Source organism: Enterococcus wangshanyuanii, assembly GCF_002197645.1.
Classification (GTDB): Bacteria; Bacillota; Bacilli; order Lactobacillales; family Enterococcaceae; genus Enterococcus_L; species Enterococcus_L wangshanyuanii.
The window spans coordinates 2,380,416-2,405,617 of record NZ_CP021874.1 but is presented as its reverse complement, the minus strand read 5'-3'; the positions used below and the strand labels follow the sequence as shown (position 1 = coordinate 2,405,617).

At 37.2% G+C, this 25,202-nt stretch carries 24 protein-coding genes; 19 read left to right on the top strand and 5 right to left on the bottom strand.

All coding sequences use genetic code 11. The features are described 5' to 3' along the window. Nucleotides 1-80 precede the first annotated feature (80 nt). The 4 genes from CC204_RS11865 (at nucleotide 81) to CC204_RS11850 (ending at nucleotide 2,073) form a co-directional block, all read left to right on the top strand. The gene (locus CC204_RS11865) at nucleotides 81-308 is read left to right on the top strand and encodes a hypothetical protein (protein WP_088270361.1); all 228 of its coding nucleotides are present in this window, start codon (nucleotides 81-83) and stop codon (nucleotides 306-308) included. 25 nt (nucleotides 309-333) lie between these two features. Then, nucleotides 334-786 carry a nucleoside deaminase gene (locus CC204_RS11860; RefSeq protein ID WP_227011142.1) on the top strand — a complete coding sequence of 151 codons (453 nt, stop codon included), beginning with the start codon at nucleotides 334-336 and terminating at the stop codon, nucleotides 784-786. 159 nt (nucleotides 787-945) lie between these two features. After that, on the top strand, nucleotides 946-1,317 hold the full coding sequence (locus CC204_RS11855) for a pyridoxamine 5'-phosphate oxidase family protein (RefSeq protein ID WP_088270360.1): 372 nt from the start codon (nucleotides 946-948) through the stop codon (nucleotides 1,315-1,317). Between the two features lie 126 nt (nucleotides 1,318-1,443). Continuing rightward, entirely contained in the window at nucleotides 1,444-2,073 is a 630-nt protein-coding gene (locus tag CC204_RS11850; RefSeq protein ID WP_088270359.1) for a sugar O-acetyltransferase, read from the top strand. A gap of 206 nt (nucleotides 2,074-2,279) precedes the next feature. Here CC204_RS11850 and CC204_RS11845 read toward each other — a convergent pair whose 3' ends face one another. After that, nucleotides 2,280-3,707, bottom strand: coding sequence for a helix-turn-helix domain-containing protein (locus tag CC204_RS11845; protein ID WP_162288350.1), 1,428 nt, complete (start codon nucleotides 3,705-3,707; stop codon nucleotides 2,280-2,282). Between the two features lie 287 nt (nucleotides 3,708-3,994). Here CC204_RS11845 and CC204_RS11840 point away from each other — a divergent pair, with 287 nt between their 5' ends. The 12 genes from CC204_RS11840 to CC204_RS11785 all read left to right on the top strand — a co-directional run bounded on the left by CC204_RS11840 (nucleotide 3,995) and on the right by CC204_RS11785 (nucleotide 17,753). Then, the gene (locus CC204_RS11840) at nucleotides 3,995-4,717 is read left to right on the top strand and encodes a DNA-binding response regulator (RefSeq protein ID WP_088270357.1); all 723 of its coding nucleotides are present in this window, start codon (nucleotides 3,995-3,997) and stop codon (nucleotides 4,715-4,717) included. A 24-nt stretch (nucleotides 4,718-4,741) separates the two neighbouring features. Further along, nucleotides 4,742-8,404 (top strand): pectate lyase-like adhesive domain-containing protein, encoded by a 3,663-nt coding sequence (locus CC204_RS11835; RefSeq protein ID WP_088270356.1) that lies wholly within the window; start codon nucleotides 4,742-4,744, stop codon nucleotides 8,402-8,404. A 17-nt stretch (nucleotides 8,405-8,421) separates the two neighbouring features. Next, the gene (locus CC204_RS11830) at nucleotides 8,422-8,751 is read left to right on the top strand and encodes an LPXTG cell wall anchor domain-containing protein (protein WP_227011141.1); all 330 of its coding nucleotides are present in this window, start codon (nucleotides 8,422-8,424) and stop codon (nucleotides 8,749-8,751) included. Then, a complete protein-coding gene (locus CC204_RS11825; RefSeq protein ID WP_227011140.1) occupies nucleotides 8,752-9,558 on the top strand; it encodes a WxL domain-containing protein in 807 nt (268 codons plus the stop codon). Between the two features lie 70 nt (nucleotides 9,559-9,628). After that, on the top strand, nucleotides 9,629-10,399 hold the full coding sequence (locus CC204_RS11820) for a WxL domain-containing protein (RefSeq protein WP_088270354.1): 771 nt from the start codon (nucleotides 9,629-9,631) through the stop codon (nucleotides 10,397-10,399). A 108-nt stretch (nucleotides 10,400-10,507) separates the two neighbouring features. Continuing rightward, complete coding sequence (locus CC204_RS11815) at nucleotides 10,508-11,653, top strand: WxLIP family cell surface protein (protein ID WP_088270353.1); 1,146 nt, start codon at nucleotides 10,508-10,510, stop codon at nucleotides 11,651-11,653. 12 nt (nucleotides 11,654-11,665) lie between these two features. Further along, complete coding sequence (locus CC204_RS11810) at nucleotides 11,666-12,334, top strand: hypothetical protein (protein ID WP_088270352.1); 669 nt, start codon at nucleotides 11,666-11,668, stop codon at nucleotides 12,332-12,334. Nucleotides 12,335-12,349: 15 nt separating this feature from the next. Continuing rightward, nucleotides 12,350-13,021, top strand: a complete 672-nt coding sequence (lepB, locus tag CC204_RS11805) for a signal peptidase I (protein ID WP_088270351.1) — start codon at nucleotides 12,350-12,352, stop codon at nucleotides 13,019-13,021. A gap of 204 nt (nucleotides 13,022-13,225) precedes the next feature. Next, the gene (locus tag CC204_RS11800) at nucleotides 13,226-14,596 is read left to right on the top strand and encodes a nucleotide sugar dehydrogenase (protein WP_227011139.1); all 1,371 of its coding nucleotides are present in this window, start codon (nucleotides 13,226-13,228) and stop codon (nucleotides 14,594-14,596) included. Continuing rightward, a complete protein-coding gene (locus CC204_RS11795; protein WP_088270350.1) occupies nucleotides 14,586-15,881 on the top strand; it encodes a glycosyltransferase family 2 protein in 1,296 nt (431 codons plus the stop codon). The genes CC204_RS11800 and CC204_RS11795 overlap by 11 nt, the downstream gene beginning before the upstream one ends. Before the next feature lie 110 nt (nucleotides 15,882-15,991). Continuing rightward, a complete protein-coding gene (locus CC204_RS11790; protein ID WP_088270349.1) occupies nucleotides 15,992-17,086 on the top strand; it encodes an AI-2E family transporter in 1,095 nt (364 codons plus the stop codon). Nucleotides 17,087-17,177: 91 nt separating this feature from the next. Continuing rightward, nucleotides 17,178-17,753 (top strand): PepSY domain-containing protein, encoded by a 576-nt coding sequence (locus CC204_RS11785; protein WP_162288349.1) that lies wholly within the window; start codon nucleotides 17,178-17,180, stop codon nucleotides 17,751-17,753. Nucleotides 17,754-17,876: 123 nt separating this feature from the next. On the opposite strand, the gene CC204_RS11780 is transcribed toward CC204_RS11785, so the two are convergent. Continuing rightward, complete coding sequence (locus CC204_RS11780; RefSeq protein ID WP_088270347.1) at nucleotides 17,877-19,352, bottom strand: glucosyltransferase domain-containing protein; 1,476 nt, start codon at nucleotides 19,350-19,352, stop codon at nucleotides 17,877-17,879. A 152-nt stretch (nucleotides 19,353-19,504) separates the two neighbouring features. After that, nucleotides 19,505-20,152, bottom strand: coding sequence for a FusB/FusC family EF-G-binding protein (locus CC204_RS11775; protein WP_088270346.1), 648 nt, complete (start codon nucleotides 20,150-20,152; stop codon nucleotides 19,505-19,507). A 726-nt stretch (nucleotides 20,153-20,878) separates the two neighbouring features. Between CC204_RS11775 and glmU the strand changes: the two genes are divergently transcribed. Then, on the top strand, nucleotides 20,879-22,255 hold the full coding sequence (glmU, locus tag CC204_RS11770) for a bifunctional UDP-N-acetylglucosamine diphosphorylase/glucosamine-1-phosphate N-acetyltransferase GlmU (RefSeq protein WP_088270345.1): 1,377 nt from the start codon (nucleotides 20,879-20,881) through the stop codon (nucleotides 22,253-22,255). A gap of 144 nt (nucleotides 22,256-22,399) precedes the next feature. On the opposite strand, the gene CC204_RS11765 is transcribed toward glmU, so the two are convergent. Both CC204_RS11765 and CC204_RS11760 read right to left on the bottom strand, forming a co-directional pair. After that, on the bottom strand, nucleotides 22,400-22,798 hold the full coding sequence (locus CC204_RS11765; RefSeq protein ID WP_088270344.1) for a hypothetical protein: 399 nt from the start codon (nucleotides 22,796-22,798) through the stop codon (nucleotides 22,400-22,402). Between the two features lie 19 nt (nucleotides 22,799-22,817). Continuing rightward, entirely contained in the window at nucleotides 22,818-23,954 is a 1,137-nt protein-coding gene (locus CC204_RS11760; protein WP_088270343.1) for a Tle-like phospholipase domain-containing protein, read from the bottom strand. 119 nt (nucleotides 23,955-24,073) lie between these two features. On the opposite strand from CC204_RS11760, the gene CC204_RS11755 reads away from it, so the two are divergent. Together CC204_RS11755 and CC204_RS11750 are read left to right on the top strand one after the other, a co-directional pair. Continuing rightward, entirely contained in the window at nucleotides 24,074-24,451 is a 378-nt protein-coding gene (locus CC204_RS11755; RefSeq protein ID WP_157894275.1) for a DUF1433 domain-containing protein, read from the top strand. A gap of 245 nt (nucleotides 24,452-24,696) precedes the next feature. Then, nucleotides 24,697-25,128: a DUF1433 domain-containing protein gene (locus CC204_RS11750; RefSeq protein ID WP_088270341.1), complete on the top strand. Its 432-nt coding sequence runs from the start codon at nucleotides 24,697-24,699 to the stop codon at nucleotides 25,126-25,128. Nucleotides 25,129-25,202 lie beyond the last annotated feature (74 nt).

Sequence of the window (25,202 nt, the reverse complement as noted above, 5' to 3'; positions counted from 1 at the left end):
AAGAGGGTCAGTATCCTTTTATAATGTAAACAGGTACACTACTATATGAAGAGATGAGCGCATAGAAAAGAGGGAAAGATATGGACGAAAGAATCCGAGAGCTGGAAATGGAGCTTCTTAGTGTTAAATTTTTAAATGAGTTATTATTAGCTAAATTAGAGGTTAGTACCGAAGACATTCAGAACTATGCTAAATATTGCTTAGAGGAGATGCCGCAGTCTGAAAAGAATACGGATATGTATTATTATTTGATGGGAACGGCATACCATGAGAACGCTGCAGAAGAAATTCGTAAAGATAAGCAGTAAATAAGTATAGGAGTGTGATGAAAACGTGTCTGAACATCCCAATGAAAAAATAATGTCACAGTTGATCCACAATCAATGGACAAATCATTCGATTACCGCAGCAATTATCGATGAAAAAATGAATATCATAGCACAGGGCGAGACAACCGTAACTGTAACCCTTGATCCGACTGCACATGCCGAGATCAATGCGATTCGATCTGCTTGTGCTAAGTTAAACGTAGATAAACTCCCTCAAGGTTACTGGCTGTATTCTACTTTTGAGCCTTGTCCGCTTTGTAGCTCAGCAATTATATGGTCAGGGATCACAGGAGTTGTCTATGCAAATAATCCTAAATATCGTGGCAATGAAGAAAACTGGTCATTTATTTCTTGTGAAGAGGTTTTGCAAAAAGGCGCTCGAATACAGGAAGTTACCTTAATTAAGGATTTTATGCTGGAAGATATTAAAGGCTATTTTTTGCGTCATACTAATTAGCGGTTGTTTTGCTTAAAGAAAAGATCATTCATTATATATTTGTTAAAATAGCTATTCATTATTTTACCTTTTGTTCGTCTTTTAAATTAAAAATTTTGTGCTATTCTTAAAGAAACACGTCTTTTTTAGTAATCGATACTATCAATAGGAGGAAAAGGTATGTTCAATGAAAAATTTAAAGAAGTTTTGGCACATGAAGGACCCGTTTCTTTGACGACATGGGCGAATAATGATGCGCATGTGACGAATACGTGGAATAGTTATTTGAAATTGACGGAAGATGATCGAATCTTACTGCCAATGGCAGGCATGCATTCAACACAAGCAGATTTAGCGATAAATAATCAAATCAAAATAACATTAGCTTCTAGAGAAGTTCAAGGAACGATCGGTGCTGGTGCGGGGTTTTATATCGAAGGTACAACTGAGTTTCTTGATTCAGGAGATGAGTTTGATCAAATGGTCAGCGAGTTCCCATTTTTAAGACAGGTGATGGTCGTTTATCCGTCATTGGTCAAGCAGACGATCTAATTGAAAATAATAGTGAAAGTGGAGCAGAAGGTTTCTTTTGCTTCCTTTCTTTTAGTAGAGGAACACGTATTTAATGAAAATGATAGCGCATACTAAAGAATAGGCACATAAGGAAGGACGTTTTTTATGAGGATGAGAGAAAGAATTCTTGCTGGAAAATTATTTTTAGATAACTGTGAAAACCTGCCGGAGGAACGGATGCAGGCCAAAAAGAAGATGAGGCAGTTTAACCAGCTGTCACCTGAAAAATTAGAAGAACGTTTTCAACTTTTGGATGACATTTTTGGAACAAAAGTCAATGCGTGGATCGAGGCCCCATTTTATTTTTGTTACGGCCGTAATATTCAGTTAGGTGAAGAGTGCTATTTGAATATGGGGTGTACATTTATTGATGATGGGAAAATTACTATTGGAAATAAAGTAGCGTTTGGACCAGGAGTAACGATTGCTACGGTCGGACATCCGATTCATCCGGATCGTCGAAGATTGATGTATGCAGATCCGGTTACTATTGAAGATAATTGTTGGATCGGAGCGAATACAACCATTTGTCCTGGCGTGACGATCGGTGAAAATAGTGTGATCGGTGCAGGTAGTATTGTAACAAAAGATATCCCCGCTAATTCAGTTGCTGTTGGAAATCCGTGTAAAGTGTTGCGGGAAATCAATAGTAGAGATCGTGCCTTTTATTATAAAGATCGACCATTTGGTGAGGAGGATCTGGCAGAGATCCATCGTTTGAATGATAGCAATTAATAGATAAAATCAGAAAGAGGATGGGACAGAAGTGTTCAACTCCGAGAAATAAGAGGGAATTCACGAAAATTGTTCTTCAAATTTTTGTGAATTTCAGCTTATTTCCGAAGGAGTTACTTCTGCTTCCACCGTTTATTCGTTTTAAAAGGGACTGAGGCGTAACTCGTAGAGTTATGTCCCAGTCCCTTTTAGCTGTATAAAATAACTTAGATAGTGGTCAGCTTTTTAGCCAAAATTTCCCATTCCCTATCTAAAGGTACACTGGAAAATTTAAAGAAGGTGCAGCCAATATCCGATGAAGGTAAAGGAAAATTACAAATACAGACATCGATATCCAGCCGTTCGATCAAATTATTGTCGATCGGCTGGTTGAATACGAAAGCCAATTCCGCTGTTTTCGGTACATATTTATGCGCCAAATATTTATAATAAGCCGTTTCAGCAGAAGTTCCACTTAAAGCAAAAAGGATTTTACTACTGCGGTTGACTTTCGCTTCAGTTAAGGAAGCTAAGCTGATCGCTAAATCTTCTTTATATAAGAAATCATGATTATCTTTAAGAATGGTCGTCCAAGTTTCGATTGTTTTTGGGTATTTTTTTTCCATTAAGGCTTTGAATTTGGAATCATTTTTTTGAAATAAAGGAGAAAGTTCCTGTAATGCTTTTTCATTTACCAGAAAGGCCTTGATGATTGCTTTTAGTTCAACGTTTAAGGGATAACTTAAACCGGAATGTTGGAAAAATTTAGTGACTAAGTGCTCGAAATCTTCTGTTGCTTGTAAAAAGCTAGTTGGTAAAAAATGACTTTTTTCATCATAAACGATCGTATCCAGTGAAATCAAAAAAGCAAAAGCAATCTCTGAATCAGTGATCAAATTAAAAGAATCCGGAAGTAAGGCTTTTTTTGCGGCTGTTTTTAGCATTAAAAAAGTCTCACTATAACGATATTTATCTAAAAGTGTTGCGTCGAGATAGACTAATTTTTGCTGTCGAATTCTTTGTTCACTAACAGTCATCCAGCGAACAAAACGATGATAATCGACATTTAGAATAAACCCGTAATTGTGCAGCAGGTTTCTTAAGATCGCATACAAGTCCATGTGTTTACTTTTTAGATAAGAGCGTTGATTATACTCAGCCACTTGCTCAAAGAAATGAAAATAGAAATATCTGATATTGACTTCATTGCCAAGTATTTCGATTGGTGAAAGGTTCAGTGTTAAATCAAAATCCTCTAGAACATCCTTTAAAACAGATAAGTATTTGCGAAGAGTGGATTCTGCAATGAAAAATTTTTCGGATAAATAATCGATCGTCTCGCTACGGCCATAGAAGGTATCTTCCACAATAGAAAACAAAATATTGTTCTTCACTTCGTCTTCGATATAACTCAAGATCGGATTCATATCAGTTGAGATATTTAGAATCAATGAAGAGTTTTCTTGAATCAATGAGTCTGGAAACAGCTCGTTCAAGTTTTGAATATCTCTTCTTAACGTTTTTTGAGAGACTTCACATATTTCTGCCAACTCTGAAATCAGAATCGGCACATCTGACTCCAATAATAAATTTAGAATGGTGATCTTTCGTTTTGTAGATGTATCCAATACTAATTTATAACCTATTTCATTCATATTAAATCCTCCAAAATCATAATATTCTAGAATCATAACAAAAAAAATAAGGCGAATTTTATCCAAAACTTCTCCTCTTATAGAAAAAACATAAAAATAATTCTCATAATTATATTAAAAAAATGAATTTAAATTAAATAATAATTAAAAAATGACGAGTTTTTGGTGCGGGCGGGCTATTTTATGTCATTTAGATTTGTCCTTGAAGTAGACAAACCTAGTTTGTGTAAAAAAGAGGAATATAATATATTTTTTGTGCACAAACAAAAGAAAGGAGAAATCAAATTATGTATAATTTGGCAATTTTTAATACTAAAGACTATTTCATACCAACTTCTATTAAAATATGTGACTTTCACTTTTCTGATGAACAACAATTATTGGCGCAATTAGATACGATGCACGGCGTATTGATTTACAGCTCAGAGGAAAATCAAAATCAAGTCCTTGAATTGATTTTATCGATCAAAAGACAATCACTTTTACCAATATGGGTAAAGTCCAAGACTGACAATGAAATCAGTAAGAAAATCAACCTTGAATTAGGTGTGTTAGGTAATCTTGGCAGAAATATATCGGATGATGAAATGTTTGTCATCATTGAGAACACATTAAAATTGATTCACAGAACAGACGAAAAAAACATAGGTGAATCAAAGGCCAGCAATGAGCTCGAATTGAACTCCTTAAATTGTAGCATGAAATTACCGAATAAGTCAGAGGTGAGCCTTACACGTTTGGAGTATCGAATGGTGTCTTTGTTAGCCAGCAGAGTCAATCAGGCATTTACATATGAAGAAATTTCAGATTATGTTTGGGGAGGGAAAGAAGAATTGGATAATTCTATAAAAACCTATCGTATAGCAAATGTTGCTTTCCATATAAGAAATAAGCTAAAGCAAGGCGGTGTTGATCCAAAGATTTTACGCACAGTTCGTTCGGTTGGATATCTACTTGATTCAAATAAAGATACGAATCTTTTAAAGGAGGTGGTCGCGTATAATAGCTAAAAATTTAAGATACAAGGAGGGAAAATGAATGAAATGAGTAAAACAAGAAAAAAACGATTAATGTATATCAACATCTTTACAGTTTCAATTCTTTGTTTGGCTGTATTTGGACAAGTTTATTTTTCAGCGACTAAGCTATTTGCTAAAGAGCCTCTTTCTCTTACGTTGGTAGAAGAAAAGGTTAGTGAAAATCAAGCTTTCCATTTAGATATTTCTGACTCACGTGGCGTAGAAGAGCTTAATAGGCAAGTGGAATTAGAAGTAGCTCAACCAACGATTGGTGAAGAAACTGATTCAGTAGAAAATGAATCAATAGAAATCAAAAGAGAACTAAAATTACTAATTCCTGAAGGGATAACATTTGATGCAGAAGCTGAAAAAGCAATGCTTCAAGAAGATGATATATCAGAAGAAATACCAAATTTTAACTGGAATGAATCTGAACGATCATTAACGATCTCGATGGATGCTTCACGTATGGATGTACGAATCTTATTGACTGCTAGCGTCGGTGGCGAGTATACATTTGAATTAAGTGATGTAGCTGATCAAATTTCACCTCAGCAATTAAAAGTAACAGTTGAAGGTGAACAAAAAAAGGCAAATATTTCGCCCGCTGCACAAAGTCTCACAATGGATAATACACGTGCTGGCGGAGAGGACCTTTCAACTTATGATCCTAACGCAGTTGCAGATGTATCAGACTGGCCGTCATTTATTCGAGCATTGGGAAATGTAAATATTTCTGGAATAAACATTACTTCCAGCTTTGCTGTTCCCGCAAATCCGAGACTTGACTTAACAAGTATATTAACTGGCGGTGCAACTTCGAATACAAGTGGATCAGCTCAGTATGTTTATATGGGCGTTCCAAATATAGGAAGAAAAGTAGTTATTGAAGGAAACAATCACTTACTTGATTTTGGAGCAATCGCTTTGTGTTTTTACAATACGACGGGCTCTTGGGACTTAACTTGGCAAAATATGGAAGTTTATCATGGAAATTACTATGGTTTTACCACCTTTAATGATTTAAGTACTGCCAATCAGCAAGCTTCGGCAATGCGGTATCACAATATCACTAATTATGGTAACCAACTGATGCACTCTCCATCTACAGATGTTTTTGTATCAGGTAAAACCTCGACAAATCAAGTTGCTACCTATACGACAGAGTTTCGTACAAACTGGGCGATCAACGCGACAAACCAAATTAATTTGTATATTACAAATTTAACCGTATTAGAAGATGCAGAATTTCAAATGAGTACTCTTCAAGGTGGAAATATTCACTTGATTGGTTCGGGTTCACTAACTATAGGAAAAAACGCCAAAGTAATCGTTGATGGCGCACAAAATAATCTGACAGGTGAAAGTGATGCTCAGCAAACAAACCTCTGGATTCCTGGAGGCGGGAGTGTGACATTGCAGGAAGGTGCTCTTTTACAACTGACGCCTAAGCCGCAATATGCTGCGTTAGGTATGAATGGCTCAGGCAGTCGAGTATCTATTGGAAAAGGTGCTCAACTGAATATTTCATCTACGGGCCATACCAATACAGCCAATGACACGAATCGAAATATCGTTCGTTTAGGAGCCGGAGCAACATTAGAAGTTGCAGAAGAAGGAATATTGGATGTACGCGCAACCGGCATGGGTACTTCTCCCTCTAATTTGATTCATGTTCAAGGAAATGCAACTTTTAGAGTAGCAAAAAAAGGAATTTTTAATGCCATGAGTGACAGTACTGCTACAGGGCATAATCTTATTTACTTCTCTTCTTCAGGTTCTACTTTCCAATTTGCGGATGCACAACGAGTAAATTTAGAGCGCACAACGCCTATTTCTGGAGCAACTGCGACGAATAATGGTCTGATCAATATTGCTGGAAGCGGTGGAACGTTGAATGTGGATATTCAAAAAGTCAGCATGTGGGAAGCAGGTAACTTTGATACTGAACCTACTATGAGTTGGACGCCAATGTATGGAATGCTTTTAACATACAGCGGTGTTACGCCAACTATCACATCTGCTTCTTCATTGGATCAGGCAAACATCGATCATTTTAAAAACAATTTTACAACTCGTAATGTCCAAAGAGTGTTATATGAATATATTCCAGATGTAAATGTTGCATTTACTAGTACAGCAACGGATGAAGTTGATTCGCCTAATTCAACGACAATTACAGGTGTGACAAACCCTGGGGCGTATGTTCGACTTTCAGATGTACCAATAAATGATACCGTCACTAAAGCGATGGATCCATCAGACGACAAGGTTTTGAGTCCGGTCACATCAACAAGCTCTAATACACCGGAATTTACAAATAATTTTACGATCCAGGCAGATAGCTCAGGTAACTTTAGCTATACTGTTCCAGCAGGAAATCATTTTGCTGCGGATTCCACGATTTATGCGTATTCATTTTTAAATGGAAAATATGATGAAGCAACTCAAATCGTGTTGGATAAAACACCGCCATCAGGTGAGCCGAAAGACTTCTATGCAGGAATGGGGGCAGCTGTTCCTGATCCAAGCGTCTTCGTGCAAAATCCAACAGATACCAATCCAACGCCTCAAACATTTACGTATGAGTATTCAGACAAAAATGATACAGCTGAATTAGAAGCATTGATGGAGCAAATTGGAACGCATACTGTTTACGTGAATCTTTTAGATGAAGCGGGCAATAAAACAGAAATTGCCTCTAATTTAATTATTTTAGAAACATCACAAGCAATTACTGGAGCAAGCTTCGATGCACCTTATCTTGATATCCGTGATTTATCTGATACTGAATTGATACAGTATATTTTAGATAAGAGTAAGCCTGAAGCCTACAGCATTGTAGATGGAGTCAAAACAGATATTAGCTCACTAGTCACAGTCACTGATTTTGGCGGGTTAAATGACATCGCCAATATCCAGCCTAAAGAATATATAGTCACATTAACAGTCAAAGCTGCAGATTCTGGGTTAGCACAAGATATTACTGGCACGATCAAAGTGACAGTAGTCGATGTAGATGCTGTATTGACAGTCGAATTTATCAATGAACTCGGTCAAGTACTTCCTGGCTATACGATCACGATCGACAGTCAGGTCGGAGATAAAATCGATTTGACTAAAGAAGAGCGTGTGACAAAACAATTAACTGATTTAGAAAGTGCAGGATATGAAATCGCCGAACGCCCTGACAATGAGACGGAGGTAGTGATCAATAATACAGAAGTAACGGTCAGATATAAACTGCAAGGTATCTTGAGTTTAGCGTCAGCCCCGAATGCTTTAGATTTTGGTTCACTTACCTATAACGCAACAACAAAACGTGTGGATGATCCATCGATCGACCAGCCGTTGATCGTTACTGATACAAGAGCAGATACAGCAAATGGCTGGACACTGACAGCGTCACTATCGACCCCAATGAGAAATACAGAAGGACAAGAGTTGGTTAATGCTTTGCGTTACGTGTATCGAGGAAAAGAAACGATTTTAGATACGAATGCACAAACAGTCTTTCTAAATGCTGACGGCTCTGCTGGAAGCATTGATATCAGTAATAGCTGGGGATCACAAACCGGCACAGACGGGGTAAAACTGCAAATTGAATCATCAGATATTGTCCACACAGGAAACTATGTTGGTGTGATCACTTGGAAAGTAATGGCTGGACAGCCGTAAGAGGAGAGAAAATGAGAATGAACAAATTGATTATTTTACTCAGCTCTTTGATTTTGCTGATCAGCCTAGCCATAGTACCTTCGACTGTTTATGGAACAGAAGGAGTTGGCGGACAAGTAACTACAGGTGGAAAGATCTCGTTTTATGAAGATTCTCTTGAACCGAGTGAAAATTTACCAGAAGTAGGGTCATCCACTGAACAAGAGTCTGAGGTCGTCGTAAAACCAGTCGGCAAGCTTCCAAGTACAGGGGAACTTATCCGTAACTTTAGTTTTGTCGGAATAGGTCTGCTCGTGCTCTTCCTTCTTTTACTCTTAGTACGTAAACGAGTAAAGGAGGAGAAGTAGATGAAGAAACAGAAATTTAAAATCATTACCAGCATGATCATTGTGTTGACAAGTTTAACGTTTTTTAGTTCATCTGCTCAAGCGACAAATAGTTCTATCACACAACCAGGGACAGTAACTGTTGAAGGCAGTGCAATATCAAATCCGATAGACCCGGAAAATCCTGAAGAAGTTGTTGATCCTGGTGAAGGTCCGTCCACAGAAGGGCCTCTACGTATTGATTATGTGTCGTCGCTTGATTTTGGCAAAGCTAAAATTTCAGGTACAAGCCGCACCTATCATGCATTAGCACAACAATTTCGAAGTGAGACTGGTCCGAGAGGCAGCTATATCCAAATCACTGATCAGCGTGCCAACTCAACTGGCTGGACCTTACAAGTCAAACAGAATCATCAATTTAGAAATGCCGTGATTCAAAATGCCAATGAGCAAGAGTTGAACGGTGCAGTTTTATCTCTAGATAAAGGCTGGGCAAATAGTAGTGGAACTAGTGAATCGCCTACTGTGACAAGAGAAACGATTGCTTTGAACTCAATCGGTACAGCCTATGACTTAGCAACAGCTTCACCAGGCAGTGGCCGTGGTGTCTGGACGATTGCGTTTGGCGCTTCTGAAACAAATAGCAACAATATGGAGACAACATTACTTCCAGTGGTAGATTCATCGGGCAATGCGCTGATCGATGATTTTTCTGGAAAGCCATCTTATAGCAACTCTGCTGTTCGATTGGCTATTCCGAATGCAACAAAAATCTACCCAGTACAATATGCAACAGAATTGACTTGGATTTTGGCCGAGTTACCTTAATCATGTGATACTTCTGGATTCGTCCAGGTTATCAAATAAATTATATAGAAATATGCAGGAGGAAATACAAATGAAATTAACAACACTATCATCAGCAGCGATCGTAGCTGCACTAACACTAGGTGCTTTAGCGCCGACAGCAGCAATGGCAGCTCCAACAGAATTAGAATCAACTGGAACTGTAACTGTACAGGAGGGTGGAGATGAGCCTATTGGTCCAGTAGTTCCACCAGAACAACCAGCACCAGAAATCATTAAACCAGGACCAGAAACAACTAATCCAAATTTGGGACCATTAATGATTGAAAGAACCTCTAATTTGAATTTCGGCACAATCAAAACATCAGCAAATGAAGTAACAGCATATGCTGCAGCAGTAAGTACTGATATGGACAATCCAAATGCTCCAACTATTGGTAATTACGTACAATGGCGTGATATCCGTGCTGGTGGAACGTATGGATATACTGTAACTGCTGAAATGACACAACAATTTACAGGTGCGGGTTCTACTGTATTAAGTGGTTCTACAATTGATTTTAGCAACGGCTTGTTATCAACAACAGCTGAGAATACAAACGCAATTCCTTCAAACGTAGCAACTGCGTTCCAATTAACTGAAGCTAGTGGTGCACAAACAGTTGTTACCGCAAACCAAGCAAATCGAGAAGGTAAAGGAACATATATTCTTGGCTTTGGTCAAAGCTCAACTGCAACAAATGGGACTGCAGGAACTGATGGAAACTCTGTTAAATTAACTGTTCCAGCAGCAACAGCATCAAACATGGCTGTTGACACATATACAGCTAAAGTGACTTGGAAAGTCGTAGCTGCTCAATAATATCAGCTTTTCCTGAAATAAGCTGACGAGATCTCTCGCCAGCTTATTTTTTAAATAGAATCAATAGTAATATACATAGAAAAAATAAAAAGACATGAGGTTATAGAGATGAAAAAAAGAGTAAGAGTAATAGGAATTGTTTTATTGATCATGTTGACGTTTTTGCCGAGTGTTCTTTTTAGTCGTTCGGTTTATGCAGATGACAGTAGTGAAGCGGCAGACGATGTTGCCGGTGCTACAGGTTTTACCTATAGCCTTAACTTTCCAGAAAATCAAATGGAAGACAATATTGGTTATTACAAATTAAAGATGAATAAAGGACAGGAACAAACGATTACGCTCACCTTATCGAATCCTAGTGCTGAAAAAATTACGGTCAACATTGGCTTGAATGGCGCTGTTACTAATCAAAATGGTGTGATCGAATATGGTGATTCGGAAATAGAAAATGATGCTTCTTTACAGTTTGATTTTGAAGATATTGTTTCAGGTCCAGAAACAGTTGATTTAGCAGCTGGTGAAACAAAAACAGTTGAAATCAAGATCAAGATGCCTGAAACAGGAACAAAAGGAGTGATTGCTGGAGGAATCCAGCTGATGAAAGCTGATCAGGATGGAAATGTGTCTAATGAAGGCGGCTCTCGAATTATTAATCAATACGCCTATATCATTGGTCTTTTACTTCAAGAATCGGATCAGGACCTGACGCCAGACTTGAAGCTGAATAAAGTATTTGCCGGGCAAAATAATTACCGAAATGCGATTTTCGTGGATTTTTCAAATGTGATCCCAGCATTCTTAAATGATATGACAGTAGAGACGCAAATCAATGCAAAGGGGAATGAAGCTGTTTTATATGAACGGAAACAAACAGCAATGCGCATGGCGCCAAATTCCTTTATCCAATTTCCGATCAGTATGAATGGGGAAAGTATGGTTTCAGGTACTTATATAGCCAATATTTTAGTGACCTCCGGTGATCAAAAGTGGGCCTGGAAAGAAGAATTTGAGATCACACAGGAAGACGCAGATAAATTTAATGAACGGGATGTCGGTTTAGTACAGGAAAAAGGCTTTAACTGGCAGTTGATCGTAATGATCGTTGGCGCTGTTTTAGCACTAGGTGGAGTAGTTTACGGATTGATCGTATTTCTACGTAAAAAGCAGCAAAAGAAAGAACAAGCAGAAAAACTAGCACGAAAAAAGAAAAAAGCGAACGGAACCAAGAGTAAAAAGCGACCGCTAGATGAATAGGGGCTGAGGCAAATGTCTATTTTGGAAACTATATTTATAGGAGGAGTTGCAGCAGCAATCTTGGCACTTATCGGCAGCATCCTCTCCTTGCTTCAGTACTTTACACAGAAGAAAAAAATTGCCAAACTACCAAAGAAAAAATTTAAGAGCAAAAAGAAAAATAAAAAAATTGCGGGACAAAGAAAACTCCTTCAAAAAAAGAAAAAACGCAGCTTGAAACTAATGATTTTTTTAATGATCGTAAGTGTGGCGTTTGCGGGTGCTTCGGGCTATCTTTCTTACTATCAATCGATGAATCTAACCGCAGATGACTCTGATTCTGTTGTCAAAGGCTATTATTTGCTTCGAGACTTTGAAGAGCAGCTGATTTTAGCAAGGGATCAAGGCGATGAAGAAGAAAAACTGCAGCAAAATATCCGTTACCTTGCTACAGCCATGGCTAGTTATGGAACGAAAAAAGCTAGTACGGTCAATTCTCAAGAAGGTCAGCTTGTGTTGAATCGTTATTACAATGCAACAAAACAATTAGGGATGAATGCAAGTACACAGACGAAGAATTTTTATAACAATCCTACTTTAGTCGAAGAATTTTTGAAGGATATTGCCAAAGCACAAGAATATGAGCAGGCTGCATTTGCCTATTACAAGGTCAACGAAGACGCATTTTCAGAAGAAAAATGATTTGAGTTGTTTGCGATGAAAAAAAGAATGAATCAAGAAAAGAAACAAAGAAAAACGTCTGATACACATCAGTATAACAAGAAAAAGCAAGTCTCTAAGTCCTTAAATCAACGAAAAAGGAAGACGAAAGGATCCATTCGAAGGAAGAACGGAAAGAAAAAGAAGATGGTACTTCGGGACATTATTCTCACTACCTTTTTTACGATCTTTTTATCGCTGGCGATCGGTTCTATTTTCTTTAAAGTGACGACTGTTCAGGGACATAGTATGATTCCAAATTTAAGAGATGGAGATATCTTGCTTATCAAAAAAAGAACGGACTTGAGGCGTTTCGATCTAGTTACTTTTATGAATGAAAAAAATAATGTTCAGGCCCGGCGACTTATCGGACTACCAGGTGAAAAAATTGTTTATAAAGAGGACACGTTATATGTTGATGATCAGCCTGTTGACGAAAAATTCATAGTAGATGAAGTCAATGAAAGTCAACGCAATGGTAAAAATTTCACTGAAGATTTTACGAGTGAGGATCTAACTTCGACAAAAACAATTCCAGAAGGTTACTACTTAGTACTCGGAGACAATCGACCGTATGCTGCGGATAGTCGAGTATACGGATTGATCTCTGCTGAAAATATGATTGGAAAAGTATATTTTCATTGGAGCTTGAGTAATATCAAGAGGTAAGAAATCGAAAATGAAAAACAGATACAAGAGAATACATACGGAAAGTTAAGATGAAGTTTTTAGGTTTAGTCTTAAATGAAATAAACATAATTGAATAACAAGGAAAGTCACTTGAAAAAAAGAGCGGGCAACTATTCTATTATTTTTTATTACCTACAATATTTCTTTTATTTCCTAAATTAAAATGAATAGGAGCTCGATCCATTGAATGAAAAATTAGTAAAGAAAATCAACAATAGAGAAGCTAAAATTGGTGTAATTGGGTTAGGCTATGTCGGATTGCCGTTAGCAATGGCGTTCGTCTCCGCAGGTTTTGAGGTCATCGGAATCGACACCAATGAAAAGATAGTCAAAAGCTTGAATGCTGGAGACTCTCACATTCTAGATGTAGATAAAGAGGTAGTGGCATCTGCAGTTCAACAAGGGAAATTTGTTGCGACAACAGATTTTGCATATATTTGTAAGTTGGATGCACTGAGTGTTTGTGTACCGACTCCTTTGAATCAAAATCAAGAACCAGATATTAGTTTTTTAGAATTTACAGCGAACAAAGTTGAAAAATATATGAAGTCGGGGTTGTTGATTTCTGTTGAAAGTACCACATATCCAGGTTCTACAAGAGAATTGTTCTATGAGAAATTTGAGCAAGGGGATAAGGAAATTGGGAAAGACTATTACTTATGTTTTTCACCAGAGAGAGTCGATCCAGGGAATACTAAATTTCAAACGAAGAACATCCCTAAAGTTTTAGGCGGGATAACTGCTGAAAGCTCAGAACTTGGAAAAATTCTTTATGGCTCAATCATAGAAGAAGTCATCATAGTTAGCTCCCCAGAAACAGCTGAGATGAGCAAGCTGCTTGAAAATACCTTTAGAAGTATCAATATTGCCTTCATTAATGAAATGGCTATGATGTGTGAGCGGATGGGCATCGATATTTGGGAATCCATCGATGCAGCAGCGACTAAGCCGTTTGGATTTATGCCCTTTTATCCAGGTGCTGGCGTTGGCGGGCACTGTATTCCGTTAGACCCCATGTATCTTTATTGGAAAGGCAAACAAAATAAATTTTTCAATAAATTTATTGAACTTTCTCAGGATATTAATATGAACATGCCTTTTAATGTACTAACTAAAATCCAAGAGAGCTTAAACGGACAAGGCAAATCGATCAAAAATGCTCGGATATTGATAGTAGGTCTATCTTACAAGCCAAATGTTGGTGATATTCGAGAATCTCCATCACTAGACATCTATGAAAAACTGAAGCAAAAACATGCGAAAATAGATATTCTTGATCCATTTGTTCCTTCATTTAGAGATTCACAAGGAGAACTAATTTCGGTGATGCAAGAAAATAACTGTGTGTATTCGATCTATGATTGTGTCGTTATTTTGACAAAACACGATTCAATTGACTACCAATTATTATTGAGTGAAAGTAAAGCGATCGTCGATATGAGTCGAACCTATACGATGAATGAAGAAAAAGTTTTTAGAATAGGTGGCGGGTCATCTAACCATCATCTATGTAGAAAACTTAGGATCAAGGAGAGCAAAATTAGTGGAAATTAAGAAGAAACGTAGAGAGCATATCATCCTGTCGTGTATTACTTTCCTGTTTTGTGCCTTATTGATAGGATTGATTGGTTTTTGGAGAACGGGTCATATTTCGAGTGCATTTAGTATCTATGGTTGGTTTATGATCACATATTTAGTTATCAAGACAGGCTTATCGATGTTTTATCGGGTAGATACCAGCACACCACCGGACTTAGAAGTGACTGTAGTCATTCCAGTCTATAATGAATCAAAATCAGCACTTCTAAAGTTATTAGAGGGTCTATCGAAACAAACCTATCCGATCAAAGAAGTATTTATTGTTGATGATGGTAGTCAACGATATATATTGGATACTGTTTTAGAAGAAATTCACCATTTACTGCCTCTAGACTTTGTTCAAAAGGTTTCGGTTGGACAACTGCCTCATAACCAAGGGAAGAGATTTGCGCAAGCATATGCGTTTGAACGTAGCACTGGAGATATTTTTTTCACGATGGATTCTGATGGAGAAATTTTTCCTTCTACGTTATATGAATTGATGCGTCCGTTTAAGGATAAAAACGTTCAAGCTGTGACAGGACATATCAACGCTAGAAATCGAAAGAATTCATTATTATCGTATCTATTGGATATGAGGTATGATAATGCCTTTCGTGTCGAACGAGCGTCACAATCTGTTACAGGAAATATTTTAGTTTGTTCTGGTCCGATCAGTTGTTACCGACGCAGTGTTGTGATGGATAATTTGGATCGGTATTTGAATCAAACGGTATTTGGATCACTTGCTCATGTAGGAGACGATCGGTGTCTCACAAATTACGCGAATGAACGTGGAAAAACGGTTTATCAGGAGTCAGCAAAATGTATCACTGACGTTCCAGAAAAAATTAGTGTGTTTTTGAAACAACAAACAAGATGGAGTAAATCATTCTTTAGAGAAAGCTTTCTGTCTATGAAATTGTTTAGAAGACGTCCGATGGTTTTTGTTTGGTCAATAACCGAAATTTTACTCTGGATCGTATTTTTAGGCGCTATTTCATATAATATCATTTGGCATTTCGGTAATTTAACATTGAAAGATTGGCTGTTCTTCTTACTGTTGGCTTGTCTTTCTGCGTATGCGCGGAATGTTCACTATATGTTCAAACACCCATTCTGCTATTTGTTAGCACCGTTATATGGTATTTTTCATTTTTTTACTATTCATTTAGTTCGGTTTTATGCGTTATTGACTTTAAAAGATAATAAATGGGGCACTAGGGCGAATCAGTCTGATGCAGATACGAATCATTCATGATGTGATTAGCGAACATGATTTTGCAAGTATTTTTAGAAAGAGCATTGCTGAATAGTAACAAAAATAAATGCTAAAAATTTTTGTAGAGATGATAGCGAAAGGATGTATCAATGGAATTTTTAAAGACATCTAAAATCGTGGCAGTACTGACTATCTTAAGCTTGGTAGGGATAACGATTCTTATATTTTCTAAAATAGCGTTTATTTTTAGACCATTAGAAGCGGTTTTATCGAGTATTTTACTGCCTATTTTGATTTCAGTGTTCATCTTTTATATATTCTTACCAGCGTTTAAACAACTCGAACGCATGACGAAACGAAGGAATCTATCTGTTTTTCTGATTTTGGCCCTGATTCTATCAGTGATTTTTATTGTGATCCAAGTTGTTTTACCAATGATCATTGTAGAAATAGGTAAGTTTGTCGGCCAAATTCCTGCAGTTGTTTATTCGATCAGCGAATTGGTTGAAAGCTCGGTCTTAGAAGATAAACTGGCTCCTATGCTGGAATCTTTGGATTTAAATCAATTAGGAAGAGTTATTATTCAAGTGATTTCTGGTGCGAGATCGAGTTTGAGCGGTATTGTAGAAGTTATTTCTCATTCAGCGATCATTATTTTTACGATTCCGTTATTACTCGTTTATATGTTTAAAGATGGGGAAAAAATCCCAAGTGCCTTAGAACGATTTTCACCAGCTCCGTATCGGCAGTTGGTCAAGGATTGGTGTGGGGATTTTCATAATGCAGCATCGACATATATAAGTGGGAAAATGCTGGTTTGTACCTATGTAGCGATCAGTAGCTCGTTGATTTTTACGATTTTGGGCTTACCAAATGCCCTTTTATTGGGATTGATCTGCGGATTGATGGATATTATTCCTTATTTTGGTCCGTTTATCGGCGTAATTCCGGCACTGCTTTACGCGTTGAGTCAGGATTTGAAAACGGCTCTGTTATTGGTTCTGTTGATAACAGCTGTTCAATTTGGTGAATCTTACTTGGTTTCTCCAATTGTAATGAATAAAGTAAGTAAGATACATCCGATCATTGCTGTATTTTTATTGTTGATAGTAGGAAATCTCCTCGGATTATTAGGTATGATCGTCGCTCTGCCTGTGTATACGATTATTCGCGGGATGCTGCAAACCTTTCTCCGCTTTCGAAGCAACCAAAAAAAACAGCCCTCCAATCTGAGCAGTAAATAAATTTTTTAAGGAGGTGTTTGAAAAAAATTTAAGCTTTCTGCTAAATCAATACTGACAAAAATGAATGTGTAACTATGAGAGGATGAAAATAATGAATAAAAAACTAGTCATTTCTATGACCTTGATGTTGCTGACGTTAGGTGCTTGTGCGAATAACAGTGGAACAACTACAGGAACCAACAACACGGAAACGAAGAATGAAACAAGGTCTGATGCAGAGACTCGATTGGAAACGATCAAAATCAGTTTACCGGATGCGATCGCAGCATTTGAAGAAATTTATCCCAATGCAGCCATCACTTCAATTGATTTAGAAGATTCTCTTGAATCATATTCTTATAAAATACAAGGGATTGAAGGAACAAAAGAGTTTGATATTCGAGTGGATGCAGATTCAGGCGAAGTAACAAAAGAACGTGAAGAAACAGTCGATCGTGACGATCAAGGAGAAGATAAGGCGTTAGATTTGAAAGATCTCATTTCACTGGAAGAAGCGACTGAAATAGCTGAAGGAACAGTGAAAGATGGGGAAGCAATCGAGTGGTCATTGGAGAACGAATTAGCAACGACTTACTGGGAGATCACGATCAAAACAGGTCTATTGTCAGAAAATACGGTGAAGATCAATGCGCAAACTGGTGATGTTTTAGAACAAGAGCAAGATTGAGATAACTGTCGATCAGGTTCGTTTTTTGGGGAAGTTATTGAAGAACCTGCCTGTTGTCTATCGTTTATTACGTTAAAGAGTGCGAAACAAAACTGATTGTTCGTTTTGTTTCGCACTCTTTAACTATTTTACTAAAACATAAAGTTGGTTATCTTTTTCGTAAATATCATAATAGTAGTCAGATGATTTCAATTCACTATTTTTTTTATCAAACGTAGCAAAATCAAACGATTCGATCATTATATCCATACCAGTATAGGTTTTGAAGACTACCTGATTAGGAAAGAAAATCGCTGAATTAGGTGGAACCATTTCCTGTAAAATTGGGTAATTCTGCTTCGTGTTGTTAAAGACAGGTGAGTCTTTAAACAGCATAGTGGCATACACTTGTTTGGTATCTGCTGTGACTAGATTTTTTAAAGAGGTCGCCAACATCATACTTTGACGTTCAAAGGCGTCTTTTTGATAGTGTAATGCCGAAGCATAAATAAATGGAAAGGATAATAAATAATAGCAAAACAAGCTGATCGTTCCTTTTATTGCTATATTTTTCCATTGTGGAGACAGTTTATACTCCAAAAGTAAGATCAAAGTAATCGCTGTAAAAACACTAAAGCCGTAAGCATATCGCGGAGCAGCAAGTGCTAATTTTTCCGGGAATATCAAAAATACGCCGTAACTTAAAATGGCGCCTAAAATAAGATACAGACCGATAAACACAAGACTTAACAGCTGATTCTTAGCACTAGTAAAGCTGACTATAATAAATAGAACAATCAAAAGAATAAATAAAATCATCCAGACTTTTGTACTTTGATCGATGATGCTGTGTAGATACATGGATGTGTTGGCAACCAAAGTCTTAGGGATATCTTTGAAAGCCGCAATCGCAACGTTTCCTCCACGGTTTGCCAAATCAGGGTTAAATTTTGTTTCGATCAAATAAGCGATCATAGCAACGATGTATGCTCCTGCTGATAAGAGGCTCTTTTTTAGCGCTAGACTCATTTTTCCGCCAGCCAATAATGTTTTGAAAGAGAGAGCTAATACCATAATAATATAGATGCCGGAAGAAGCCTGATATGTGTTGCACATCATGAAAATACTGAATGCGGATAGAATGAAAAAGGTTCGATCTTTATTTTCCCACCAAAGGAATGGCAAGACAGAAAATAAAATACTCAACGCCATATAAGGACTGTCGAATCTAAAACTGATACTTTGTAAAAACCAAGGATTCAATCCAATCAATGTAGAAACGATCAAAGAGAGGGCACTCAATTTTTTATTATTCAAGATGTAAACGACGATAACACTGGCGACTGTCAATATGAATCCAGTCAAAATATGCGTGAAAAGGCCCATATCTGTTAAATGACGACTTCCTTGCACGAACCACGAAGCTAGTTCACTGCCCCATCTGGAATAAGTGCTTGCGAAATCTGTGTTACCAACGCGTTGACGAACGGTGTCATCCATATATGGAAAATTGACGATTCCAATTGCCAAGATCGCTGCTTGGTAGATAATCACTGTCATAAGCAGAAGTGCTTTATTTTTCTTGCACCAGTCAGTTAGTGCAGAGAATGATTCTGACATACCTAAAAAACCCTCTTTCATTCCTATTGCTATACTCATTAGAATTAAGTATAACTGAACAAAAGAGGATTTAAAATAGGTTTGAATGGTTAAGGTATAAATAAAGATCGATACCATCAGTTAAACAGTATCGATCTTTATAAATATCATGCTTATTTTGTAAACAGCACATTTTGAACAAATGCTTCTAATTCTTCTCTTCGTTCAATATTGTGGTTACATTTGTCACTGTCATAGCAGATATAGTTTCCGCGCTTTGTGTACATACCATCGCCAGATTCTTTGACCTTAGACATAAACAGTGAAACCTCAGATGTTTCGTGACAAATTGGACAGATCCCTTTTTGAATAGCTGGGGAAATACTCCCTTGTACGCCTACGAATTTTCCGTCGATCGAAGCAACAATGAATTTTTGCTGTTTGCCACTGTCATTCCAGCTATAAAAAGTATAGTCTCTAAGATCTAATTCATCCCAGTCAGGGATTTTTAATTTCTTCGTCTTTTTGAATAGCTTTGTCAATTGCTGTTTTGATGGCGGTGAAAAAGGCAGAACGGCCTCTTTAAGACCTTCCAAAAATTGATCAAGTCTTGGCTTTGAAGTCGCAGCTTCTAAAAATCCGTCTAATAGTGGTTGAAACTCTTTTTGATCTTCACCAAATTGTTCATTGATTTTTTCAAGAACGATGGCTTGGAGTGTTTTTACTGTATTTTTATCATTCACAGATAAATGAGCCTGCAGTAAAATATTCGCTTGTTTTCTTATAAAATTAAATTGATATGGTTGTATTTTTTTAGTCATAATGGATTTCCTCTCTATCAGTCAAGTGATAAAGTACTTCGTGTCAAAGGAGATCCTTAAACCAACCAAAGTACTTTATATGCAGCAACAAGACTGGGCTTTTGATTGAGATACGCGTGTTTGAATTAGTATCATATTATCACCCCCTTAAAATAAAAGCGGAACAAATCGCTTAATCCTGTAGAAAATTAGGAAATTGGCATTGAGACGTTTTCTGTCTCACTGACAATTTATCTATTTTCCTAAGGATTGATTTGAGTAGCTGGATAGTGCAGAAGATCAACACTTTCTTCGAAAGTCTTGTACTGTTCATCATCAGCTCAGTTCTTCGCTGTGATTCTCAGCAAAAGCGGAACAAATCGCTTAATCCTGTAGAAAATTAGGAAATTGCCATAGAGACGTTTTTTGTCTCACTGACAATTTATCTATTTTCCTAAGGATTGATTTGAGTAGCTGGATAATGCAGTTGCTCAACACTTTCTTCGAAAGTCTTGTACTGTTCATCATCAGCTCATTTCTTCGCTGTGATTCTCAGCAAAAGCAGAACAAGCTATTCGGCAGTTTTCCAAATTTTAACCTATTATAACGCACTTCAACCCAATTGGTATAGCAAAAAACAAATTGGTTCAGTTGAAAAAGTGAGAGGAGTAAGCTAAACTAAAACATGATTCGAATGAAGATTAAAGTAATGAACTGAACATAAAACAACTTTTAGGAGTGAAGCAATTGGAAAACAGATATGTCATCATCCTCGCTGCCGGTAAAGGAACGCGTATGAAATCAAAGCTATACAAAGTATTACATCCTGTCGCAGGTAAGCCAATGGTAGAACACATCATCGATCAAGTAGAAAAAACCAATCCAAGTGAAGTCGTAACGATCGTAGGACACGGGGCGGAAGCAATCAAAAGCCATTTAGGCGAGCGCAGCCAATATGCTTTACAAGAAGAACAATTAGGAACGGGCCATGCTGTATTACAAGCTGAGTCACTTTTAGCAGGAAAAAAAGGGACAACGTTAGTCATTACAGGGGATACACCACTCTTGACCGCTGAAACATTGACCAATCTTTTTGACTATCACCAAGGGAAAAATGCCAGTGCTACGATTTTAACGGCACATGCAGAAGATCCGACAGGTTATGGACGCATTATCCGTGATCATGTGGGGATCGTCGAAAAAATTGTCGAGCAAAAAGATGCTACAGAACAAGAAGCACGCGTTCAGGAAATCAATACAGGAACGTTCTGTTTTGACAATGAAGCATTGTTTAACGCTCTATCAAAAATCAACACAAATAATGCCCAAGGGGAGTATTATTTAACAGATATTATTGAAATTCTAAAAAAAGAAGGCAAAGCAATCGCGGCTTATCAAATGTCTGACTTTGAAGAAGCGATGGGAATCAATGATCGTGTGGCTTTAGCTTTAGCAAATAAAATCATGTATCAACGCTTGAATAAGATGCATATGATGAACGGCGTTACTTTTGTCGATCCTGACACGACGTATATCGACGAAGGAGCTGTGATCGGTTCTGATACGGTGATCGAAGCTGGCGTTCATGTCAAAGGGAAAACGGTGATCGGTGAGGACTGCTTTATCGGTGCTCATTCCCAGATCGTTGATAGTATCATCGAAGATAATGTTAGAATCACACAATCTGTAGTGGAAGAAAGTATTGTACGTAAAAATGCAGATGTCGGTCCATTTGCTCATCTTCGTCCGAAAGCTGAGATCGGTGAACATGTTCATGTCGGTAATTTTGTAGAAGTAAAAAATGCAACGATTGCTGAACATACAAAAGTTGGACATCTGACCTATGTTGGAGATGCGGATTTAGGCAAAGATATCAATGTTGGCTGTGGCGTTGTTTTTGTAAACTACGACGGGAAAAATAAACATCGTACGACCGTTGGCGATCATGCGTTTATCGGGTCAGGTTCAAACTTGATCGCACCTGTTCAAATTGAGGCAAATACAGTGATCGCAGCTGGTTCGACAATTACAGAAGATATAAAGGAATACGATTTAGCCATTGCTAGAGCGAGACAAGAAAATAAAGCAGGATATGCAAAAAAATTACCTTATATGAATGACTAAAAAAGATAAGACAATAAAAGCGTTTAGCTCCGAGAAATAATAAGGAGCTAAACGCTTTTATCAAGTGAGTATTTGGTTTTAAAGAATGTGATTCATAGACTTATGTCTCAAAATCTATTGATCATCCCGCACTTTCAAAAATAATTAGGTAACAGCTTCACACATCCCGCTTGCTTCAAGTACGCTATTTCTCATTGCGGATACTTCATGAGAAAAGGAAGTGCCTGCTTGGCCTTTGACCATATCGGGCGCATTTTGAACGAAGGTTTCAACGCTGCTTCCTAAATCAAATTGTTCCTTTTTTATTTTGTTTTGCATTTGGGCCGCGTCTTCTTTTAAAGGATTGAATACGCTAGCGCATTTTGCCTGTAAGGCGATTTTTTGGAGTCTTTTTTTCTCTAATTTTTGGTATTGTTCTAGCTGGATCTTATAAAGTGTAATAGTTGCAGTGTTCGGTTCTTTTAAACTCGCTTCAAATGTAATTTTTTGCTGCAAACTTGAAATAACATCACTATATGATTCTCCACCAATGTTTAAGTTCATCCCTGATTTTCTCCCTTGATTAAAATGAGGTTGCTATTTGTTCATCTGACGCTTCCGCTTTAACAGCAGCCATACGTAAGCTCTGAGCGAATTCCCCTAGATTATCTCCGATCGACACCATCTTAGCCTTTAATTCTTTGACAACGTCCGGATTATGAGCATAATAGTGATCTCCTTTAGAGTAAGGAGCGACCGCTTTTAAAATATCTTGAATTTCGTGATCCTCTAATTCAGAATAAGCACCACCACTGGCCTCACTGCGGATATGCTTTTGTAAAGCCATGATCTCTTCGCCTTCATCCCATTCATACTGCTCGATTGCTTTTTTGATCCCTAGCGCTGTACTTTTCATGTCGTCATACTGAACAGCGGTCGCCCGGAGTAGCGTAGGGGCAAACAAGAGCATAATACTCCCATCGCCATTAAACATCTCTAAAAACGTGTCTGTAGGATGCCCACCTAGCGTTAATAAACGCATAATAAACGTTTCTAATTCTTTATTGCTTTTTGTTAGTACACGTTTTCCAACTAAAGGCATCCCAAATTGATCAAAGTTTCCAACGCTATCGTTCATGTGCGTATAGTTGGTTATTTTATCCGTCGCATGTCCAGCATCGACCCATTTTTTTGCTTTTTCACTCAATAATCGATAAATATTAGGCGCAGAAAAGACTGTCGCATACTCTCCAAACTCTGCAGCAACATAAGAAGCTAAGCCAGCACCCAAACTGTGGCCAGTATAATCAAAGGTCGCATTTTTAAACCGTGGATCTTTTTTTAATTGTTCGGCAAAAGCTAATGCCGTATCGAATTGACTGTTGACTTGAACGGGAACGCGCGCCGTTGTTCCTGGAATATGTACATTTTGATATTTATCTTTTTGCCCCATGGTGACCTGTTGGACATCAGCGCTTAGGTCGCCATCCATATCAGCAAGATTGGTTCCTTTATAAGAAATCGTGATCTTGGACATATCAGGAGTCCCATTAACGATAGGTGCGACAGCTATCCCTTCAGCGCCATTTTTATCTGGGTTGTTTAAAATCTCCACCACTTCATACATAATACTATCGAAACCTTCAATTTGTTGTCCAATTTGTAACCCTTGGTACGTACCAGTAGTTATATCAAAAAAATCTTTATCTAACTTACTCATTATTATTCTCCTTATGGTATACTTATGTATAATTATGACATAAAAAGGACACAAAGACTATGAAAACTAGGTATAAATTTTTAATTGGGATAGGAATAATCATAATAGGGGTGATAGGATTGAATTATTATAGTTATAACGATTTTATAAACAAACAACAAGAGCGAATCGAACTATTTTTTAAATACAATTATAATAATATTGATTCTCTTACTTTTACAGAAACGAAAAAGAATCCTATGGGCTCACTTGATTTCTATGGCTATTTTAACGCTGACGAATCAAATCGGTTTATCGGAAGTGTAATGCCTTATCAAAAAGAATTTGAAAGAAACAATGTCATGGATGGTGAATTTTCAAGAAAAAATGATAAATTTAAGGATAGAAAAACCTATACTGTTTCTGAAATCGAGAAGATCCAACGAAAAGAACGTCGAGAAAAAAGAGCAGAGAGCTCTGAATCTTGGTTCTCGGATTCATCCAAAGTATCTGATTAAATGATTAACTAAACAAATTTTGGAGAGCTAAGCGCTCTTTTTTTATTATTTCTATCCAATAGCCTCAGTCATTCGTATAAATTATTGATTGGACATATCAGGAGTTCCATTAATGATAGAGGTAACAGTTTCCGTTTCATGAGACTATTTAGTGCAGAGATGATTTTATATGATTTTCACCTAACTTGTTAAATTTATTATCTTTATGTTATATTTAATTATGACATTAAAAGGATACAAAGACTATGAAAACTAGGTATAAATTTTTAATTGGAATCGGAATAATAATAATTGCGGTGGCAGGATTAAATTACTACAGCTATAAGAACTATACGGTTAAACAGAAAGAGCGTATCGAGTTATTTTTTAAATTTAATTATAACAATATTGATTCACTTACATTTACAGAAACGAAAAAGAATTCTATGGGCTCACTTGATTTCTATGGCTATTTTAATTCTGATAAATCCAATCGATTTATTGGAAGCGTAATGCCGTATCAGAAAGAATTTGAAGGTGATATTGTAATTAACGGTACATTTGATACAGAGAATGCTAAATTTGAGAACGGAGAAATGTATGATGTTTCTGAAATCGAAAAGATCCAACGAAAGGAACGTCGAGAAAAAAGAGCAGAGAGCTCTGATTCTCCCGAAGCATCAGGGGTAAATGATTGATCAAATAAGTTTTGGGAACGTAGGCTATTCTTTCAAGAATCATCTCTCACAGGATGCTAACTCACAATTTTCCT

What these genes read in the sequence shown, in the direction of transcription:
- CC204_RS11765 (WP_088270344.1), bottom strand. Translation starts at nt 22,798, where the DNA reads ATGAACTTAAACATTGGTGGAGAATCATATAGTGATGTTATTTCAAGT.
- CC204_RS11785 (WP_162288349.1), top strand. Translation starts at nt 17,178, where the DNA reads ATGAATAAAAAACTAGTCATTTCTATGACCTTGATGTTGCTGACGTTA.
- CC204_RS11835 (WP_088270356.1), top strand. Translation starts at nt 4,742, where the DNA reads ATGAATGAAATGAGTAAAACAAGAAAAAAACGATTAATGTATATCAAC.
- CC204_RS11760 (WP_088270343.1), bottom strand. Translation starts at nt 23,954, where the DNA reads ATGAGTAAGTTAGATAAAGATTTTTTTGATATAACTACTGGTACGTAC.
- CC204_RS11820 (WP_088270354.1), top strand. Translation starts at nt 9,629, where the DNA reads ATGAAATTAACAACACTATCATCAGCAGCGATCGTAGCTGCACTAACA.
- CC204_RS11790 (WP_088270349.1), top strand. Translation starts at nt 15,992, where the DNA reads ATGGAATTTTTAAAGACATCTAAAATCGTGGCAGTACTGACTATCTTA.
- CC204_RS11865 (WP_088270361.1), top strand. Translation starts at nt 81, where the DNA reads ATGGACGAAAGAATCCGAGAGCTGGAAATGGAGCTTCTTAGTGTTAAA.
- CC204_RS11815 (WP_088270353.1), top strand. Translation starts at nt 10,508, where the DNA reads ATGAAAAAAAGAGTAAGAGTAATAGGAATTGTTTTATTGATCATGTTG.
- CC204_RS11825 (WP_227011140.1), top strand. Translation starts at nt 8,752, where the DNA reads ATGAAGAAACAGAAATTTAAAATCATTACCAGCATGATCATTGTGTTG.
- CC204_RS11830 (WP_227011141.1), top strand. Translation starts at nt 8,422, where the DNA reads ATGAACAAATTGATTATTTTACTCAGCTCTTTGATTTTGCTGATCAGC.
- CC204_RS11750 (WP_088270341.1), top strand. Translation starts at nt 24,697, where the DNA reads ATGAAAACTAGGTATAAATTTTTAATTGGAATCGGAATAATAATAATT.
- lepB (WP_088270351.1), top strand. Translation starts at nt 12,350, where the DNA reads ATGAAAAAAAGAATGAATCAAGAAAAGAAACAAAGAAAAACGTCTGAT.
- CC204_RS11850 (WP_088270359.1), top strand. Translation starts at nt 1,444, where the DNA reads ATGAGGATGAGAGAAAGAATTCTTGCTGGAAAATTATTTTTAGATAAC.
- CC204_RS11855 (WP_088270360.1), top strand. Translation starts at nt 946, where the DNA reads ATGTTCAATGAAAAATTTAAAGAAGTTTTGGCACATGAAGGACCCGTT.
- CC204_RS11775 (WP_088270346.1), bottom strand. Translation starts at nt 20,152, where the DNA reads ATGACTAAAAAAATACAACCATATCAATTTAATTTTATAAGAAAACAA.
- CC204_RS11810 (WP_088270352.1), top strand. Translation starts at nt 11,666, where the DNA reads ATGTCTATTTTGGAAACTATATTTATAGGAGGAGTTGCAGCAGCAATC.
- CC204_RS11845 (WP_162288350.1), bottom strand. Translation starts at nt 3,707, where the DNA reads ATGAATGAAATAGGTTATAAATTAGTATTGGATACATCTACAAAACGA.
- CC204_RS11780 (WP_088270347.1), bottom strand. Translation starts at nt 19,352, where the DNA reads ATGTCAGAATCATTCTCTGCACTAACTGACTGGTGCAAGAAAAATAAA.
- CC204_RS11840 (WP_088270357.1), top strand. Translation starts at nt 3,995, where the DNA reads ATGTATAATTTGGCAATTTTTAATACTAAAGACTATTTCATACCAACT.